Here is a 16,977-nt window from a genome sequence, read left to right as displayed (position 1 = left end):
CCGCCGGTGAAGGAGACCATGCGCACGTCGGGGGCGGCGACGATCGCGGCGGCGATGTCGGCGTCGCCGTTGACGACGGTGACGATCTCCTCGGGCAGGCCGGCCTCGATGAGGGTGTCTACCAGGCGCAGCGCGGACAGCGGGGTGAGGGCGGACGGTTTGAGGATGACCGCGTTGCCGCCGGCGACGGCCGGGCCGAGTTTGTGGGCGACCAGGTTGAGGGGGTCGTTGAAGGGGGTGATGGCGGCGATGATGCCCAGCGGCTCGCGGGTGAACCAGCCCTGCCGTTTCTCCGAGCCCTCATAGGAGTCGAAGGGGATGACCTCACCGGCGTTGCGCCGTGCCTCGGCCGCGGACAGGGAGAGGGTGTTGACCGCGCGGGCGACTTCCTTGCGGGCCTGGGTGATGGTCTTGCCGGCCTCGCTGACGATGAGCTGGGCGAAGGACTCGGCGCGCTGCTCGATCAGGTGGGCGGCGCGTTCCAGGACCGCGGCTCTGGAGGCGCGGGAGAGCGCGGCGGCGGTGCGGCGCCCGCACCTGGCCTGCTGCAGGATGCCGCCGATGGCGCCTGAGGCGACGGTGGGGACCGAGGCGATGACCTCGCCGGTGTAGGGGTTGTGCACGGGCGCCGTGTCGGCGCCGAGTTCGATGCTGGGGGGTACGGCGGTGTCAGACACGGTGAGTCTCCTTCAGGACGGGGGGCGTGGGCGCGGCGTAGTTGTCGGCGTGGCGCTGGTGGATGGCGGTGATGTCCGACAGCAGGGCGTAGGCGGTCTCGATGCGGCCGGCGCCCGGCCCGGACACCGTGACGGTGCCGAGGAGGCTCGGGTCGTGGACGTCGATGGTGCCTCGGGCGCCCGCTCGGCCGCCGCCGATGCGGGCGACGGCCTCATGGGCGGCGGCCCGGGCGGCCGGGTCGGCGGTGAGGAGTTGTGTGGTGGAGGTCTGGCCAAGGTGACCAGGCCGGGGTCGAGGCCGTACCGCTCAGCCTCGTGCGCTTTCTGCTCGGTGGCGGCGGTAGTCGTCGAGCCAGCCAAGACCTTCGCTCGTGCCGGCGCGGGGGCGGTACTCGCAGCCGGTCCACCCGTCGAAGCCCAGCTCGTCGACGACGTCGAGCAGGTGGCGGACGTTGAACTCCCCCTGGTCGGGCTCACCCCGGTCGGGCACGCCCGCGATCTGCAGATGACCGACCCGGCCGGTCGGCAGGTCGCGGCGCAGGGTCGTGGTGAGGTCGCCCTCGACGATCTGGCAGTGGTAGAGGTCGAGCTGCACCTTGAGATTCGAGGCTCCCACCTCCTGCACCACGGCGTGGGCCTCGGCCTGGGTGCTCAGGAAGTATCCGGGCATGTCGCGGCCGTTGATCGGCTCGATCAGGATGTCCACGCCCGCGGCGGCGGCCCGTTCCGCGGCCCAGGCCAGGTTGGTCAGGTAGGTGTCGCGGTGCTTGGCCCGCTCGGCCGGTGTCGCGTCCGGTCGGAGAAGCCCGGCCATCAGGTGCACCCGAGGGCAGCTCAGAACCCCCGCGTACTCCAGCGCCCGGTCCACGCCGGAACGCGTCTCCGCCTCACGTCCGGGCAGTGCCGCCATTCCGCGCTCTCCGGATTGCCACGCTCCTGCGGGTGCGTTGAAGAGCACCTGCACCAGGCCGTGGTCGTCGAGCCGGCGGCGCAGCTCGGCGGCGTCGTACGCATAGGGGAAGAGGTACTCGACCCCCTGGAAGCCATCAGATGAGGCCGCGGCGAAGCGGTCGAGGAAATCGTGCTCGTTGTACATCATGGACAGGTTCGCTGCGAACTTCGGCATGCTGTCTCCTGTGTTCCGGACGGGGACGGCCCCGGTCAGTGGTTCAGTCACCTCGCTCCGCAGCCCCCCTCCCATTGCGTTTGCGTGGTCTCCCAGGCCGTCGCCGTGGCATGGGCAGGTTCAGCCGTCTGCTCACGCAGCACACGCACCGCGTTCTCCGTTCCGCTGCGCGGGCTGGAGAGCACGGGCTTGCCGACCGCTTCGGCGATCGTGGGACCCAGCCGTGCCATGGACGCCTGGGCCAGCACGATCACGTCGACCTCCTTGGCCAGCGCCCGTGCCCCGTCCAGCACTATCGCGTCGTGGCCGTCGCGGTCACCGGACATCAGCACCGGGAAAGCGCCCTCGCACAGCCGCTCCAGGACGGTGATGTCGCGACCGGCCGCCCGGGCTTTCTCCTCGACGAGGGCACAGGTCGGCGGCAGCGTCGTGGGGACCGTCGCCAGGACGCCGATGGCGTCAGCGGTCTCGACCGCTGACGCGGCCATCGCGTCGTCGATCTTGACGATCGGGACGGAGACCAGGCGTCGGGCCACGTCGATGGCCGGGCCGACCGAGGAGCAGGCGGAGAAGATGACGTCGGCGCCCGCGGCCTGCGCGGCCTGGGCCAGGTGCACCATGCGCTGCGTGCTGGCAGGTGAGACCTCACCGTCGCGCACCACGGCGGCGAGCACGTCGCTGTCGACGAAGTGCAGGACCTTGGCGTCCGGCGCGAGTTCCGAGAGGTACTCGTTGATGACCGAATCGGGGCTGACGAACAGCAAACTGGTGTGCAGTACGGCGATCGAGGCAGTGGTGGACATGATGTCTCCAACAGGGTGCGGGTATCGGCCCGCGTGCCCAGGAGGGCACGAGAGCGCGTGACAGAGTGGTGCGAACTGCGCGCAGCGCGCACGGCCGGAGGGCGGACGACGGTCTTGTGTCCGCCGGTGCGGTGCGGCTCCAGGCGGCGGGGCCGCGTTCAGGTCATGCGTCTGCCCCCTCGGCGCGGGGGCTCAGGCGGCCGATGACCTCCAGGGCGGCGTCCCGGATCGCGTCGCGGCCCGCCGCCCACAGGGAGACGACGTCGGAGCCGGGCAACGCGGACGGGAGGGTCACGCGGGTGGCCTCCAGGTAGGCGCGGCGCAGTTCGGCGTTGACGTTGACCTTGGCGACGCCTCGGGCGAGGGCGCCGTGCAGTTCCTCGACGGGCAGACCGCTGGCGCCGTGCAGGACGAGCGGGACGGTTACGGCCTCGTGGATCGCGGCCAGTCGCTCCAGGTCCAGGCGGACCGGGTGCTGGGTGAAGCCGTGGACGTTGCCGACGGCGACGGCGAGTGCGTCCACGCCCGTCGCGGCCACGAATTCGGCCGCTTGCTTCGGGTCGGTCATCGCCGCGGTGTGCGCGACGGCGTCGGTGGAGACGTCCTCGTCGCCGGGGAGGGCACCGAGTTCGGCCTCCACCCAGGCGCCGTGGTCGCGGGCCCGGCGGACCGCCTCCTTCGTCAGCGCGATGTTCTCGGCGAACGGCAGGTGGGAGCCGTCGATCATGACGGAGGTGTAGCCCGCCTCGAGGCAGGCGGTGATCTCGTCCAGGTCCCGGCTGTGGTCGAGGTGCACCCCGAGAGGGGCCGTGGAGCGTGCGGCGGCGTCCAGCGCCAGCCGCATCAGGGCCTCGCGCCCGGCGTGCTTGAAGGGACTGGAGCCCGCCTGGATGACGACCGGCCGTCCGGCGGCCTCGGCGGCGGCCGTGATCCCCTGGACCGTCTCCAGGTTGTAGGCGACGAACCCGGGCACGGCGTGACCGGCGGCCGCGGCCTCCTTCAGGGCATCGATTCCGTGCAGCAGCATCAGGCACTCCTGAGCAGGTCGAGGGCGTCGGCGAGGGCGTCGTCGCCCCCGACGTTCCCGGCGAAGACGATGTAGGGGATGCCGGCGGCGGGGCCGTCCACGGGCTCCCAGAGCGAGACGATGCCCGGCAGCAGCGTGCCCCGGGCCCAGGCACGACGGATCCGAAGGCCGTGGGTGGCGGTGTCGCTGGAGGTGATACCGCCCTTGGCGACGACGAAAGCGGGCCGCCGAGTGGCGTTGACCTGGCGCACGGCCTGAACGAGCGCGGCGGAGACCTTGCGGGAGATCGCCAGACTGTCGTCCGCGTCGGCACCCGTCACCAGCACCCGAGAGGTGCGGATCACGGCGTCGGCCGAGTCCAGCGCGCCGGCGGCCGCGGCCGCGACCTCGGCGATATGGGCGTCACGCCGCTCCTCGTCGAGCAGCAGGGCCACGTCCAGCTCGTACTCGGCGATCCCGCCTCGCTCCCGCAACCGGTCCAACTGCCGTGTCGTCAGCGCGACATGGGACCCCACGACGATGAGACCGTGCGGCGCGTGGCTGCGCAGCGGGCGCAGTTCGGCCGGGGTGAGCGGTGCACGCCCGGCCTGTCCGGCGCGGGCCCTGACGAAGGACGGCCCGACCCGGTACAGCAGCCGCGTGCCGTTGTCCTCCGCCTGAGCGAGGGCCAGGGCGAGCACCCGCAGATCGTCGTCGCACACCGCGTCGACCACGGCCACCCGTCCGCCGCGCAGCGAGGACAGCAGCCGCGCCGTGTGCTCCGGGCCGCCGCCGCGCAGGTCGTCGAGGGTGACGCGCAGGACCTCCTCCGCGGGCACGCGTCCGCCCGTCTTCTCCTCGACCCACTCGGGCAGTGAGGAGCTGCGGTAGCCGAAGGTGGCGTCGCGGGCGAACTCGCTCATCCCGACCGGCAGCAGCCCGTCGGCCGTCCGCATCCAGTGGCGGGAGCTGACGGTCAGCCGGCCCGCCTCGATGTAGGCGGGGACCAGCACCACACCGTCCGGAGCACCTGCGCCCAGCCCGGTCAGCTCTTCGGCGAGGACATCGGTCTCCAACGGGAAGTGGCCGCGCAGCGTCGAGTCCCCACGGCTGGCCAGAACGCAGCCGGTGCCCTCGGCCGTCGACGCCGCGTGCAGGGCGCGGACCACCTCGCGGTTACGGGCGACGGCATCCTCCGGGGACAGGCTGCGGGTGTTGGTAAGGACGAAGAAGACGGCACTGTCCTGGCGCAGCGCCCAGCGCAGGTCCTCCACCGTCCAGGACGTCAGGACGGGCACGTCGGCGACCGTCTGGGTGCCGGTCGGATCGTCGTCGAGGACGACGAGACGGGGACCGCCGGATATCCGGGCGGCCACTTCCGCGGCGCTCACCTCACGCACCGGGGGAAGCCCTTGAAGCACCGCTGCCTCGGGGATAGGCCGCGTCTGGGCATGGAGGGGTAGGGACATGGCGAATTCCTGCTCCCTTACGGGTAGTTGGGGGGAACGTCAGTCGGGGTCGCGCTTGATCACGTCACACCAGGGCCTGACCGGGTCCCGCGACGGCCTCGGGACGGAGCAGCTCGGCGAGGGCGCCGGCGGGCAACAGGCCCTTGTCCAGGACGAGTTCGGCGACCCCGCGTCCGGTGGCGAGGGCCTCCTGGGCGATGCCGGTGGCCGCCTCGTAGCCGATGTACGGGTTGAGGGCGGTGACCAGGCCGATCGAGTTCTCCACCGCCGCGCGTAGCGCCTGGGTGTTGGCCGTGATCCCCGCGACGCACCGCTCGGCCAGGGTCAGGCACGCGCGCTGAAGGTGCGTGATGCTCTTCGAGAGGGAGTGCCAGATGATCGGTTCGAAGGCGTTGAGCTGGAGCTGTCCGGCCTCGGCGGCCATGGTGATGGTGACGTCGTTGCCGATCACCTCGAAGGCGACCTGGTTGACGACCTCGGGGATCACCGGGTTGACCTTGCCCGGCATGATCGACGAACCAGCCTGTACGGGCGACAGGTTGATCTCGCCGAGCCCGGCGCGCGGCCCGGACGACAGCAGCCGCAGGTCGTTGCAGCTCTTGGAGAGCTTGACCGCGATCCGCTTGAGCACACCGGACATCTGCACGAACGCCCCGCAGTCCTGGGTGGCTTCCACCAGGTTGGCGGCGGTGACCAGCGGCAGTCCGGTGATGGCGGCGAGGTGGCGGCGGGCGGCCTCGGCGTAGCCGACGGGGGCGTTGAGACCGGTGCCGATGGCGGTGGCACCGAGGTTGATCTCATGGATCAGCTCCACGGCCTCGGAGAGCCGGCTGCGGTCCTCCTCGACCATGACCGCGTACGCCGAGAACTCCTGACCGAGCGTCATCGGGACCGCGTCCTGGAGCTGGGTGCGGCCCATCTTGAGGATGCCCCGGAACTCGACCGCCTTGGCTGCGAAGGCGTCCTGGAGTACGAGCATGGACCTGAGCAGGCCGTGCACCGCGAACACCGTCGCGATCTTGACCGCGGTCGGATAGACGTCGTTCGTCGACTGGCCGAGGTTGACGTCCTCGTTGGGGTGCAGGTGCTCGTACCGGCCCTTCTCGTGGCCCAGCAGCTCCAGCGCCCGGTTGGCGATCACCTCGTTGGCGTTCATGTTGGTCGAGGTGCCCGCCCCGCCCTGGATGACGTCGACGACGAACTGGTCGTGCAGCTTGCCCTCACGGATCTCACGGCACGCCTGGACGATGACGGCGGCCTTCCTCGGCTCCAGCAGGCCGAGTTCCTCGTTCGCCAGGGCGGCGGCCTCCTTCACGGCGGCCAGAGCGTCGATCAGATGCGGGCAGGCGGCAATCGGCGTGCCTGTGATGGCGAAGTTCTCCCGGGCGCGCAGGGTGTGGATGCCCCAGTACGCCTCGGCGGGGACGTCGCGATGACCGAGCAGGTCGTGCTCGCTGCGGTGCGCTACGGCGGTCATGGCAGGCCGGGCCTTCTCTCGGAGCGTGTTCAGGCGTGCGGGTGCGTGGGGTGCGGCAAGAGGGCGAGCGATCACGACCCGCCAGGGCGGTGCGACTTGCCACGGCCACAGCCGCGGAAAGTCCGGGCACTCTCACCGCCGTCGGTACCGGCTCACAACGACTCGTCCTTCGCCTTGTCGCGGGCGCCGCCGGACGGCAGGAACCAGGCGGTGCCGCCGTAGAAGGGGACGGGCGCCTTCGGCCATCGCCGGGCGGGCGGCAGGACCTCGGCCCGGAGGCCGTCACCGGGGGCGAGGGCGAGGCGGTGGTTCTTGTTCGTCATAGGCCGATTGCAGCAGCGGGCCGGGCAGCGCGTCCAAGACGCAATCCCGATGTGGCTTATAAGGCCGTCCTATAAGGCGGTCTCTATCGCGGTCCAGTCGGCTCTGCGTCCGGGAGACCATCGCCGCGGCGGACGGCGGACGGCGGACGGCGGACGGCGGACGGCGGACGACGGGCTGCGGGCGGCTGATCAGCGCGATACGCAGCCGCTTCGATCCGGAACACACCTTCCGCAGGCCGTGAGCTGGACCGTTTGGGGGCCTCGCCTGTCCGGCCCGTCCTCCCAGACCCCGAGGTGCCGACCCGGGACGGCCGCCCGGCGCCAGGAACAAACACTGGGCCCCCGCTGGGACTTCGGCAAGACGTCAAACGCCCCCAGCCCCTCAAAGCTATCGGCAAGCCCTAAGGGTCTTGGTGATAATGAACAATCTCCACGGCAGCCCGCTGTCCACAGACGGCCCCCGGCAGGCTTCTTGAGCTATGGACATCAACTCGCCGGGCATCGCCCGGAACAGCAAGAAGACGCCGCGCTGCGAACGCCACGACGCCCTCCTCCAGGCCGAGGAGCGCACCGAGTTCGCGGCCCGGTTCCCGGCCGGCCACCAGGCGCAGATGGCGTTCCTCCTGGCCAACTACGCCGGCAACGCCTCCCTGGTCGCCGCGCTCTTGGGTACTGGAGTGCGTACGGTGCGCCGCCACTGCCGTGGGTGGCCGCCACCGCCCGGGGTCCGGCTGCGCCGGGCCCTGCGCCGCCGGGTCGTGGACCTCGTGTGCCCGCGGTGCCTGTCCGATCGTGCGGTGGAACAGGCGCGCCAGGCGAATCGGGAAGCCCGGCGCGCGGCCCGACGGCTTCCGCATGATCGGGGCGGCATGGATCGCTGACGCACCGGGTGCCCGAGAACCTTCAGCTCCCTCAGAACGCTGAAAGCTTTTCTGCATTGGTGATAGTGAAAAGCTGACATGGATGCGGAAGTTGCATGAGTTCAGGTATGATGGTGACATGGGATTGCGCTTGGAGGAGTCGCTGCGGCTGACGGTGGCCGCGTTGATGCAGGTAACGGGTGAATCGCAGCGGTCGGTCGCGGGGGTGCTGGGACTGACGCAGACACAGGTGTCGCGCCGGCAGTCGGGCGCCATCTCCTGGAGCCTGCGCGACGTCGACGTCCTGGCCGAGCATTACGGCATCGGCGCGCTGGATCTCCTGGCGGGTCCGACCAGGGCATGCGAGGCGCTGCCCGCCGACAGGCGCCGTACCGTGCGGACCGAAGCGAGGGGGACGGGCCGGTGAGCGACTTCGACGCGATCGACTCGCTGCTTGACGCCGTCGGCCCCCAGGCCGAACTCCCGCCCTGCCACGTGCGCCGCGAGCTGCGGGAGCGGGCTCGGCTGTCCAAGGCACAGGTGGCACGCGCGCTCGGCGTGAGCCCCTCAACCCTCAGCGGGTGGGAAAGCGGCCGGGACCCGGCCGGCGAGATCCGCACCAAATACGCCTACCTGCTGGACGGACTGAACGCCAAGCTCGCCACCGAGACCGAGACGGCGCCGGCTGCGGAGCAGCCCGTCACGTCAGGCACGGCCGCGACTGTCACCCCTTTGTCTTCGCCCGACCTCGGCCAGGACGAGGACGGGGACGATGTGGAGCTGCTCGTCGCCCCCGAGCCCTGTGTGCTGTGCGGCCATCCCGCCGGACAACGCGTGGCGGGGTTCGCTCAGCACCTGACCCCGGCCGACTGCCGGCCCACCGCCACCGGGGCCCCAGCTGCCCCACCAGCCGGACAGCCCACCGCGCACACCTCGAAAACGCCGCTGCGCACGACACGTCCGGCACGTGCGACTCAGCGTTCCAAGGGCCCGGCCCGCCACGCGTTCCAGGAGACGTCCGGCCCGGTCGACCTGATCCGCGAGGCCGTGCAGGGTGCGCTTGCCGAGCACCGGGGCGACGTCGACGCAGCCACGGCGGCGCTGGTGAAGCGGGCCATCCCGGACGCGATGCGACTGCTGGACGAGACCCGTAAGGGCGCCCGCTACGACGTGATCGCGCACCCCTGGATCCCCGACATCCTCAAGAAGCAGACCGCGCGCGGCGCGGACCAGATCTGGGAAGCCCGCCCCAAGTGGACCCGCCACGAACTCCCGCCCGGCCGGCATCAGGTGACCGCGCTCGACATCAACGGCGCCTACCTCTCCGCCCTCAAGACGCACCTCCCCCTGGGCCAGCTCGAGCACTCCACCGGCCTCGCCCACGACCGCCGCCGCTCCGGAGTCCACCTGATCACCCCGCCCGAGTGGGAGCACGAGGCGGTGCTGCCCAACCCGATCGGCCAGCGGGACGAGCCCGGCCCCCTGTGGGTCACCGAGCCGACGCTCCGCCTCCTGCTGCGCCTGTCCGGCCCCAAGCACCAGCTGTGCGAGCCTCCTCAGATCCACGAGTCGTACACCTCCGGGGCCACGGAGAACCTGCTGGAGAAGTTCCGTATCGCCCTGAAGGACGCCCGCGACACGGCGATCGAGCAGGGCGACAGGGTGACGCTGGAGTACGTGAAGGCGATGTACTCGAAGTTCGTCTCCACCATGGGGGAGTCGAACTACAACCGGCAGCTCTACCGCCCGGACTGGATGCACCTCATCCGCAGCCAGGCCTTCGCCAACCTCTGGCTCAAGGCACTCAAGGCCCATGACGAGGGCCTGGCCGTCGTCCGGGCGATGGGCACCGACGAACTCCACGTCATCGGTGACTGGCGCCGTGTCTTCGCCGAAGGCCGCGCTGTTACCGAGGTCAAGGTCAAGGACACGTACACCGCCGGAACCGACGACGCTGAGCACGAAGGCGAGGGGGAGTAGTGCCGGAGAAGAACATCGACTTCGGGAGGTTCGGCGCCCGGGGCATCAAGGGCAGCGACGCCGTCGCGCGCAAACTCGACGAACTCGCGGGCGGCATCGCCACTCCCGTGACCGCCAAGCGCGGCTGGATGGCGCGCCTGCACTACCTGACGAAGTCGACCCAGACCCTGAAGGCCGCGCAGGACGCCGGACTCACCGTGACCCACCGGACGCTGAAGGCCTGGCTGGAGGGCAAACGCCGCCCCTCCAAGACCAGCCTGGAACGCATCGACCAGGCGTACCGGACGGTGCGCCGGCACAACGTCGCCCGCCATCTCCTCAGACGCCTCAACCGCGACGGACGCGGCACCCGGGTGGAGATCCACCCGCTCAACCAGTCCCAGGTGCCGCAGCAGCTGCAGCGCGTGGTGGAGTACCGGACGATGAACGTGCGCCGCTGGGACCGCATCGTCGGCTCCTGGGCGGCCAGCGACCATCAGGGCCTCGACGCCGCGTGGCAGGACACGATCGTCGACCTCGGCTCGCAGTGGGGCCAGTACGAATACGTCACCAACGTCGGCTTCGCCGCATAGAGCCGGCGCCGAAACGTGGTCTCCGGCGCCTGCTGGGATGGCGTACGGTGGGGGACACCGACGCGGGGTGGAGCAGCTCGGTAGCTCGCTGGGCTCATAACCCAGAGGCCGCAGGTTCAAATCCTGTCCCCGCTACTGCCGAAGAAGCCCGGATCTACACGATCCGGGCTCTTTCGCGTTCCCTGGACGATCCTCACCGCGCCATCTGTTTTCTCCCGCCTGGCGCCGCCGCGTCGGCACAGGTCACCATGGATACGCGGGCGTGTCGGGGCCGTGACATCCCCTCAGCGGCCGCTCAGCCCTGCACACAGTGAAGAAGGTGGTGGGGTGTGGTCGGCGTGGCTGCTTCGGGGACCGGGGGTGGCAGGTGCGCGGACTGAGCGTCGGCACGACCCCCGCGCCGTCCGCAACTCGATGGGCTGCACGAGAGGCCCGGCACTGAATTGTCGTACAGTTCGGACCTCTGCGAACGAACTTGGTAGGCGATCCGCTCCGGTCGCCGCCAGGGCGAACTGGTCGGCCTCCTTGGCCGTGCCCGGCCGACTGCCGTCCGGCAGACGGACGGACTACAAGTCCACTTCAAAGTAGTCGCCTTTGTGGAGATTGCAGATCCAGTGGGCGAGCTGGACGTTGAGCAGCGTGTGCTCGCCCCCTGCGGTGAGCGGGATGCGGTGATCAAGGGTTGCGCACCACATGTCGGGCCAGGCCCGTTCACGCTCGACGGCCGTCTTGCATATCTGGCAGATCCAGCCGTCGCGTTCGTACACCGCGAGAGGATCCAGACGCTCGACGGTGGCCTCCAGGCCCAGCTCGCGGGATCCGGGCGGCGTAGCTGCCGGCCGCACGCGACACGCGCTGCAGGCGCTCGGACCGGGCTGCGTAGGCGGGTGTCCACAGCCGAGGCACGGCCTCCTTGCCGCATACGAAGGCTGTCCAGGTGTACTCCAGGTCCGTCTCGTCCACATCACGGATGATTTCCGTGTACCACCGCCACGTCCCGCCCTCTGCCTCGAAGGGCCCGAAGGTGTCATCCAGTGGCTTCAGGCCCAGGAAGGCTCCCAGGATCAAAGACGTCGGAGTCCACGTATGGTCAGTCAGGTAGTAGAACGCCGCGCCGGTCTGCGTGTGGACGGACAGCGCCACCTGCTCCAGTTGCCAGCTGTTGCCGCTGTGCGGTCTCACCTGCCAGGGGATGGCGTAATCCGGCAGATCGACGCGCAGTGGACGGCGATGACGGAACCGTGCCGTTCCACCACGTCGCCCGGCTTGGGCGAGTAGCCCTGGATCTCATACGGAAAGAGCGAGCCAGCAGGCAGAGTGCGAAACGCCCGCGCACGCCGGCCGCCTCGAGGCCGCCGCCGCGTGCGCCGCCACCGTGACAGCAACCGCCGCAAGCCGCCACAGCGCCGCCGCTCTCGCGGAGCAGGCAGCCCACGCGGCAGGCTTCACTTCCCCGGCCGAAGCCTCGGCCGCCCGCCTGCCCGACGACGAACTCACCGCGATCGAGAGCCAAATCACCCACTGGCGTGAACAGTGCCTCGTATTGACCGCCCGGCTCGCCGAACCCGAACTGCAGGCAGCCATCGACCAGCCTCCGGCCGACCTCGAGCACGCCGTCACCGAACTGAACACCGCCACCGCAACCCACACCCGCACGGCAGCCCTCGCCACCCAGGCCGCCGACCGGACAACCGCCCTGGCCACCCTCACCGCTCAGCTGGACACCCACATCCAGCGCCTGGAACCCCTCGAGGACACCTACCGCACCGTCGATCACCTCCACGGCCTCATCAGCGGCGGCTCACCCAGCAACCAGCTCCGCATGCAACTGGAGTCCTACGTACTGGCAGCCCGCCTCGAAGACGTCGTCGACGCCGCCAACACCCGCCTGTCACGCATGTCCCACCACCGCTTCACCCTCGTCCACTCCGACGACAGAGCCGCCCGAGGCGCCAAATCAGGCCTGGACCTCAAGGTCCTCGACGCCTGGAGCGGACACAAACGCCACACCGACACCCTCTCCGGCGGCGAATCCTTCTACATCTCCCTGGCCCTCGCCCTGGGCCTGGCCGACATCGTCACCGCCGAAGCCGGCGGCCAGGCACTGGACACCCTCTTCATCGACGAAGGCTTCGGCACCCTCGACGAAGACACCCTCCACCAAGTCCTCGACGTCCTGGACTCCCTACGCGCCCACGACCGCACCGTCGGACTCATCAGCCACGTCCCCGAACTCCGCCGCCGCATCACCCAACGCCTGCACATCTCCAAGAACATCGACGGCTCCACCCTCACCCACCTGACCGAAGCGGCCGAATGACCCCACGACGGACGCCGGACCCGCCCTCGCCGACGAAACGCAAGCCCCAGGCCACGCACACTCACTGATCTTCAACCTGCCGTCGGCCCAAGGCGTAGCCACAACCGCCGGGGCTGCCTGTACCCCTCTCGGCCCCGCCGAGAAAGGCAGCCCCACAGCGCTCCCGCGTCGAAAGCCGCCCATCCCTGAAGGCACCCGACCTGCCTCCCAGAAGGAGCGCATCGAACACGTACTGCTTCATGCCATTTCTGCATGTGATCGAAGTGACGGAAACAGAGCACTGCGGTGCATGAGCACCTGCATCGGCCACCGCAGCCGTACCAGAACACGCCAGTCCAGTCCGCATGACAGGAGTTTCCGCAGATCCGAGAACCACTGTCCCGCATGTTCGAACACCGCCGGACCCGTGACCGCATCACGGCGCGATTTCGAGGCACTGCCAAGGCCTCCGCTGATCAAACCGGCGGATTTGTCAGTGCCCGCTGCTACACCAATTCGCAGAGATCAGACCGCAGTTGGCGGCCTGACGACACGGAGGAGGAAGCAGTGGCGAAGCCGCCCGAGGGCTACTACAAGGTGCGAAGTCATTACCGACGCAAACCCCGCCCCAGCGCGAAGAAACTGAGCGGCTGGTCGATCGCAGGGCTGATCGCGGTGGTGTGGCTATGGAGCCAGCTCACGGGCTTCGGAGAGGCCTCCCCGACAACACCGCAAACCCCTACACCATCAGTGTCAGCGAGCGTGGGCCACTGATGCCCCGCCGCTCGCCCCGGCTACGCCCACCCTGCGGCGGCAGGGAACAGGCCGCCGCCGCGGCCGTCGCCTGCGCCGCACTCTGGCTGCTGGCCAAGATCGCCACAGCCACATGGCAGGCAGCCGTCCGCATCTGGCCATGGCTCGCCGTCCTCGCGGCTCTCGCCCTCGGCTACGCAGCCTGGCGGTTCATCCGTGAACTGCAGGCCCGGAAGGTGCGGGCCCAGACGCTGGCCCGGCTCCGGATCACGCTCGCGCAACTCGACGCCATGGACGACCGGGCCTTCGAGTTCGCCCTACGTGACCTGCTCCTCCGGGACGGCTGGAACGCACGGCAGGTCGGCCGACAAGGAGACCAGGCCGCAGACGTCATCGGCGAGGACCGCCAACGCGGCAGAATCGTCCTGCAGGCCAAGCACACGACCGTCGCCGGCAAGGTCGGCTCCTCAGTGATGTACCAGGTCAAAGGCACCGCAGGCCCCGCGCACGGAGCCGATATCGCAGTCGTGATCACCAACGGCTCCTTCACCCGGGACGCCAAAACATGGGGCGAACGCCACCAAGTGCACTGGATCGACCGGGACCGCCTGCGCCAGTGGGCCGAACACGGCACGCCCCTGCAAGACCTTCTGCGCCTGCCCACGCCACGCAAGACAGCCTTCCGCCGGGCTGCCTGAAACCAAGCGGAGAAAGCCCGAGCCCCGAGCCGTCGCCCCCTATCCGCATCCGACAACACTGATCATGGGGCGCGCATGGGCTCGCAGCGCGCCCCCGCCAGAGCAGAGACACTGCGCCGCACCCCTGCTGTACGCGAGAATGAACGCGAGTCAGCCCCTCCTGCATGCCGAGGAAACGCGCGATGACCGCCACTCCCACCGCAACAGAACACCCCGGGCGTCTGGTCCTGCGCACAGACCAGCAGGAGGGCCTCGCCAACACGGTTCGCCACCTGCGCCGCCCGCGCACCCGCGGGCACGCCGTCTCGGCCTGCGGCACCGGCAAGACCCTCTTCGCACTGCGCGTAGCCGAGGAACTCGGCGTGCGGCACCTGGCAGTGGCGGTGCCCAGCCTGGACCTGGTCGCACAGTGGGCAGCGGCCGCCCGCGCAGACGGCCGCCGCGAGCCGATGATCACCGTCTCCTCCCTACGCGCCGCCTCCCACCCGTTGCTCGCCGAGGCCGAGGTCGACTCGGCCAACGCGGGGGAGTACCTGGCCTACTGGCTCGGCCGCCACCCCAAAGCGACGGTCTTCTTCACCTACGACTCGCTGTCCAAGATCGAAGAGGCCCAGCACTCCGCGATCTTCCCCGCCCCCCTCTTCGGCCTCCTGGTCGTGGACGAAGCCCACGCCACGGCCGGCACCTGGGAGAAGAACTGGACTGCGCTGCACGACAACGAGCGCATCCCTGCCGAGCGCCGCCTCTACCTCACCGCCACCCCCAATGTGTGGGACGCCCCCCGCCTGACCGAGCCGCCCACCATCAGAGCGCAACCCAAGCGCACCACCGCCACCGCACCCGCCTGGGACGACCCAGCCCTGCTGGCGACCATGGACCAGCCGCAGATCTTCGGCCCCCGCCTGCACACCTACTCCCACGCCGACGCCATCGATGACGGCGTCCTCGCCGACTACCAGCTCGTCGTCCCCACCGTCACCGACACTGAACTGCACAACGCGCTCACCGATCCTGAAGCCGGGCCCACCGCGCGCCGCACCACCGCCCTGCACTTGGCCATCCTCAAAGCCATGCGCGAGCAGGACCTGCGACACGTGTTCGTCTACTTCCAGCAGATCGCCGACGCCGCCGACTTCGCCCGCCAGTTCGCCCACACCCTGCGCACCCTCCCCGACGAACTGCGCCCCGACTGGGCGGACGACGTTGTCGTGCAGTCCATCGACGGCACCCACAGCCCCCACCGGCGCGCCGACACCATCGCCCGCTTCAGCAACGCCGAGCGAGGCGTGCTGGCCAACGCCAAGGTCCTAGGCGAAGGCGTCGACCTGCCGGCCGTCGACGCCGTCGTCTTCGCAGACCGCACCGCCAGCGTCCGCCGCATCGTCCAAGCGCTCGGCCGCGCCCTGCGCAAACCACCCACCCTCAAGACGAAGACAGCCAGCCTCGTCATCCCCGCCTACATCCCGCCCGGCACCGACCCCACCGACCTCCTCGGCACCCCCTACGAAGCCCTCTGGCTGGTCACCGCAGCCCTGCGCCACCACGACCAGACCATCGCCGCCCGCACCCCCCGAGCCAAGAACCAGCATCCCGCCCGCGACTCCCACACCTACATCACCCGCCGCTTCCGCTTCGACCACACCCTCGACCCCACCGCGATCGCCCGCGCCCTCGACCTGCTGGTGTGGCCCTCCAGCGGCGCCGTCCTGTCTGCTCCCCGCCGCGCTGGCCTAGCCGCCGCCATCCGCTACCAAAGCGAACACAGCCACCTGCGCGTGAGCGCCGACTACGAGGACGCTTACGGCTACCGGCTGGGGCAATTCATCACCGGCCAACGTACCGCCTACCAGGCAGGCGCCCTCGATCCGGCATGGATCGCCGAGCTCGAGGATCTCGGCATGATCTGGGACGACCACGAGGCCACCTGGCAAGGCCACCTGGCCACCGTCGAGGCCTTCCACGCCGAATACGGCCACCTTGCCATCCCCACCCAACTACCCGGCGGCCAGTTCCTTGCCGACCAGCGCGCCCTAGCCCGAAAGGACCGCCTCACCCCCGACCGCGACAACCAGCTCACAGCCCTCGACCCAGACTGGAAACTCCCCTACGGCCCCGACTGGCATCGCAAGTACCATCTGCTGCGCCGCCACCTGGAAGCCGGCAACCACCCCAGCACGCTGCGCCGCGACACGGTCATCCACGGAGTGAAGGCGGGCAGCTGGCTACACCGCCAGCTCACCAGCTGGCCCGACCTCGACCCCGGCCAGCGCGACCTGCTCGCCCGCATGGGAATCACCCCCGACCGCGCCCTCCTGGAACAGGAACACGCCGCGGGCAGGCCGAGCACATCGCGGCGGCGCACGTTCGCGCAAACCACCGAGATCCTCGGGCTCTTCGTGGCACGGTGGGGACGCACCCCCGGCGCCCGAGAGTGGATCGAGGTGGACGGCGACCGTGTCATGATCGGTCCCTGGCTCGCCAAGGTCCGCACCAAGCTGAACAATGATCAACTCCCCTCAGAGCAAGAAGAGTTGGTGTCCGCTACCCTTGCCGAGCACGGCATCGATCTGGTCCGTGCTCCTGGGACCATCGGACCATCAAGCGGCTGAGGTTTGGCCGCTGAGTTCAGTGCGACAGCAGGCGCGTTCGCCCGCTCCCGGGTCCCATCTCCAGTGAGCGGGGGAGTGGCAGAACTCGAATACTCCAAAGTTTTGGAGACAAGGAAGCAGCGGCACACAGGATTGGCACGGCTCGACGTTCCAGTCGTAACTGACGAGCCGTCACCAAGCACCCAGTCGGGTAGGCCAACGCCCACCGCCCCTGCTGCTAGCCGAATTAACTTGCACCCCAGTCATGTTGGACTTGAAAAGCGAAGGCGAGTCGGGGAGGAGGCACGATCGCGGAGCGATCGGGACACCGCACCGACGACCCAAC

At 69.8% G+C, this 16,977-nt stretch carries 16 protein-coding genes and 1 tRNA gene; 8 read left to right on the top strand and 9 right to left on the bottom strand.

Features of this window, described 5'->3' with window-relative positions:
* The 8 genes from GTY56_RS33010 to GTY56_RS40150 form a co-directional block, all read right to left on the bottom strand.
* Positions 1-677 (bottom strand): aldehyde dehydrogenase family protein (locus GTY56_RS33010; protein ID WP_161368953.1); only part of this gene is annotated, 677 nt, incomplete at its 3' end.
* On the bottom strand, positions 670-804 hold the full coding sequence (locus GTY56_RS41240; protein ID WP_272923416.1) for a hypothetical protein: 135 nt from the start codon (positions 802-804) through the stop codon (positions 670-672). The genes GTY56_RS41240 and GTY56_RS33010, both read right to left, overlap by 8 nt.
* Positions 805-984: 180 nt before the next feature.
* A complete protein-coding gene (gene otnI / locus GTY56_RS33000) occupies positions 985-1,803 on the bottom strand; it encodes a 2-oxo-tetronate isomerase (RefSeq protein WP_161368952.1) in 819 nt (272 codons plus the stop codon).
* Between the two features lie 47 nt (positions 1,804-1,850).
* Positions 1,851-2,606 carry an aspartate/glutamate racemase family protein gene (locus tag GTY56_RS32995; protein WP_161368951.1) on the bottom strand — a complete coding sequence of 252 codons (756 nt, stop codon included), beginning with the start codon at positions 2,604-2,606 and terminating at the stop codon, positions 1,851-1,853.
* A gap of 163 nt (positions 2,607-2,769) precedes the next feature.
* On the bottom strand, positions 2,770-3,633 hold the full coding sequence (locus GTY56_RS32990; RefSeq protein ID WP_161368950.1) for a class II fructose-bisphosphate aldolase: 864 nt from the start codon (positions 3,631-3,633) through the stop codon (positions 2,770-2,772).
* A complete protein-coding gene (locus tag GTY56_RS32985; protein ID WP_346345639.1) occupies positions 3,633-5,003 on the bottom strand; it encodes a four-carbon acid sugar kinase family protein in 1,371 nt (456 codons plus the stop codon). The genes GTY56_RS32990 and GTY56_RS32985 overlap by 1 nt, the downstream gene beginning before the upstream one ends.
* 142 nt (positions 5,004-5,145) lie before the next feature.
* Positions 5,146-6,558 (bottom strand): aspartate ammonia-lyase, encoded by a 1,413-nt coding sequence (aspA, locus tag GTY56_RS32980; RefSeq protein WP_161368949.1) that lies wholly within the window; start codon positions 6,556-6,558, stop codon positions 5,146-5,148.
* Positions 6,559-6,710: 152 nt separating this feature from the next.
* On the bottom strand, positions 6,711-6,881 hold the full coding sequence (locus GTY56_RS40150; RefSeq protein WP_202511062.1) for a hypothetical protein: 171 nt from the start codon (positions 6,879-6,881) through the stop codon (positions 6,711-6,713).
* 479 nt (positions 6,882-7,360) lie between these two features.
* Here GTY56_RS40150 and GTY56_RS32975 point away from each other — a divergent pair, with 479 nt between their 5' ends.
* The 5 genes from GTY56_RS32975 (at position 7,361) to GTY56_RS32955 (ending at position 10,428) form a co-directional block, all read left to right on the top strand.
* Positions 7,361-7,762 (top strand): hypothetical protein, encoded by a 402-nt coding sequence (locus GTY56_RS32975; RefSeq protein ID WP_161368948.1) that lies wholly within the window; start codon positions 7,361-7,363, stop codon positions 7,760-7,762.
* A gap of 118 nt (positions 7,763-7,880) precedes the next feature.
* A complete protein-coding gene (locus GTY56_RS32970) occupies positions 7,881-8,168 on the top strand; it encodes a helix-turn-helix domain-containing protein (RefSeq protein ID WP_070201824.1) in 288 nt (95 codons plus the stop codon).
* Positions 8,165-9,721: a helix-turn-helix domain-containing protein gene (locus GTY56_RS32965; protein ID WP_161368947.1), complete on the top strand. Its 1,557-nt coding sequence runs from the start codon at positions 8,165-8,167 to the stop codon at positions 9,719-9,721. The genes GTY56_RS32970 and GTY56_RS32965 overlap by 4 nt, the downstream gene beginning before the upstream one ends.
* Entirely contained in the window at positions 9,721-10,293 is a 573-nt protein-coding gene (locus tag GTY56_RS32960) for a transcriptional regulator (RefSeq protein WP_161368946.1), read from the top strand. Before GTY56_RS32965 ends, GTY56_RS32960 begins: the two co-directional genes overlap by 1 nt.
* Before the next feature lie 61 nt (positions 10,294-10,354).
* Positions 10,355-10,428 (top strand) — tRNA-Met (locus GTY56_RS32955).
* Between the two features lie 431 nt (positions 10,429-10,859).
* Here GTY56_RS32955 and GTY56_RS41435 read toward each other — a convergent pair.
* On the bottom strand, positions 10,860-11,060 hold the full coding sequence (locus GTY56_RS41435) for an HNH endonuclease (RefSeq protein WP_161368945.1): 201 nt from the start codon (positions 11,058-11,060) through the stop codon (positions 10,860-10,862).
* Between the two features lie 608 nt (positions 11,061-11,668).
* Here GTY56_RS41435 and GTY56_RS41430 point away from each other — a divergent pair.
* The 3 genes from GTY56_RS41430 to GTY56_RS32935 all read left to right on the top strand — a co-directional run bounded on the left by GTY56_RS41430 (position 11,669) and on the right by GTY56_RS32935 (position 16,652).
* Entirely contained in the window at positions 11,669-12,613 is a 945-nt protein-coding gene (locus GTY56_RS41430; RefSeq protein ID WP_161368944.1) for an SbcC/MukB-like Walker B domain-containing protein, read from the top strand.
* Positions 12,614-13,365: 752 nt separating this feature from the next.
* A complete protein-coding gene (locus GTY56_RS32940; protein WP_161368943.1) occupies positions 13,366-14,043 on the top strand; it encodes a restriction endonuclease in 678 nt (225 codons plus the stop codon).
* 182 nt (positions 14,044-14,225) lie between these two features.
* Positions 14,226-16,652, top strand: coding sequence for a DEAD/DEAH box helicase (locus GTY56_RS32935; protein WP_161368942.1), 2,427 nt, complete (start codon positions 14,226-14,228; stop codon positions 16,650-16,652).
* Positions 16,653-16,977: the final 325 nt, after the last annotated feature.

The organism is Streptomyces sp. SID5643 (assembly GCF_009872555.1).
Taxonomy (GTDB): domain Bacteria; phylum Actinomycetota; class Actinomycetes; order Streptomycetales; family Streptomycetaceae; genus Streptomyces; species Streptomyces iakyrus.
This window is presented reverse-complemented; position numbering and strand designations above follow the sequence as displayed.

What these genes read in the sequence shown, in the direction of transcription:
- otnI (WP_161368952.1), bottom strand. Translation starts at nt 1,803, where the DNA reads ATGCCGAAGTTCGCAGCGAACCTGTCCATGATGTACAACGAGCACGAT.
- GTY56_RS32995 (WP_161368951.1), bottom strand. Translation starts at nt 2,606, where the DNA reads ATGTCCACCACTGCCTCGATCGCCGTACTGCACACCAGTTTGCTGTTC.
- GTY56_RS32990 (WP_161368950.1), bottom strand. Translation starts at nt 3,633, where the DNA reads ATGCTGCTGCACGGAATCGATGCCCTGAAGGAGGCCGCGGCCGCCGGT.
- aspA (WP_161368949.1), bottom strand. Translation starts at nt 6,558, where the DNA reads ATGACCGCCGTAGCGCACCGCAGCGAGCACGACCTGCTCGGTCATCGC.
- GTY56_RS40150 (WP_202511062.1), bottom strand. Translation starts at nt 6,881, where the DNA reads ATGACGAACAAGAACCACCGCCTCGCCCTCGCCCCCGGTGACGGCCTC.
- GTY56_RS32975 (WP_161368948.1), top strand. Translation starts at nt 7,361, where the DNA reads ATGGACATCAACTCGCCGGGCATCGCCCGGAACAGCAAGAAGACGCCG.
- GTY56_RS32970 (WP_070201824.1), top strand. Translation starts at nt 7,881, where the DNA reads ATGGGATTGCGCTTGGAGGAGTCGCTGCGGCTGACGGTGGCCGCGTTG.
- GTY56_RS32940 (WP_161368943.1), top strand. Translation starts at nt 13,366, where the DNA reads ATGCCCCGCCGCTCGCCCCGGCTACGCCCACCCTGCGGCGGCAGGGAA.
- GTY56_RS32935 (WP_161368942.1), top strand. Translation starts at nt 14,226, where the DNA reads ATGACCGCCACTCCCACCGCAACAGAACACCCCGGGCGTCTGGTCCTG.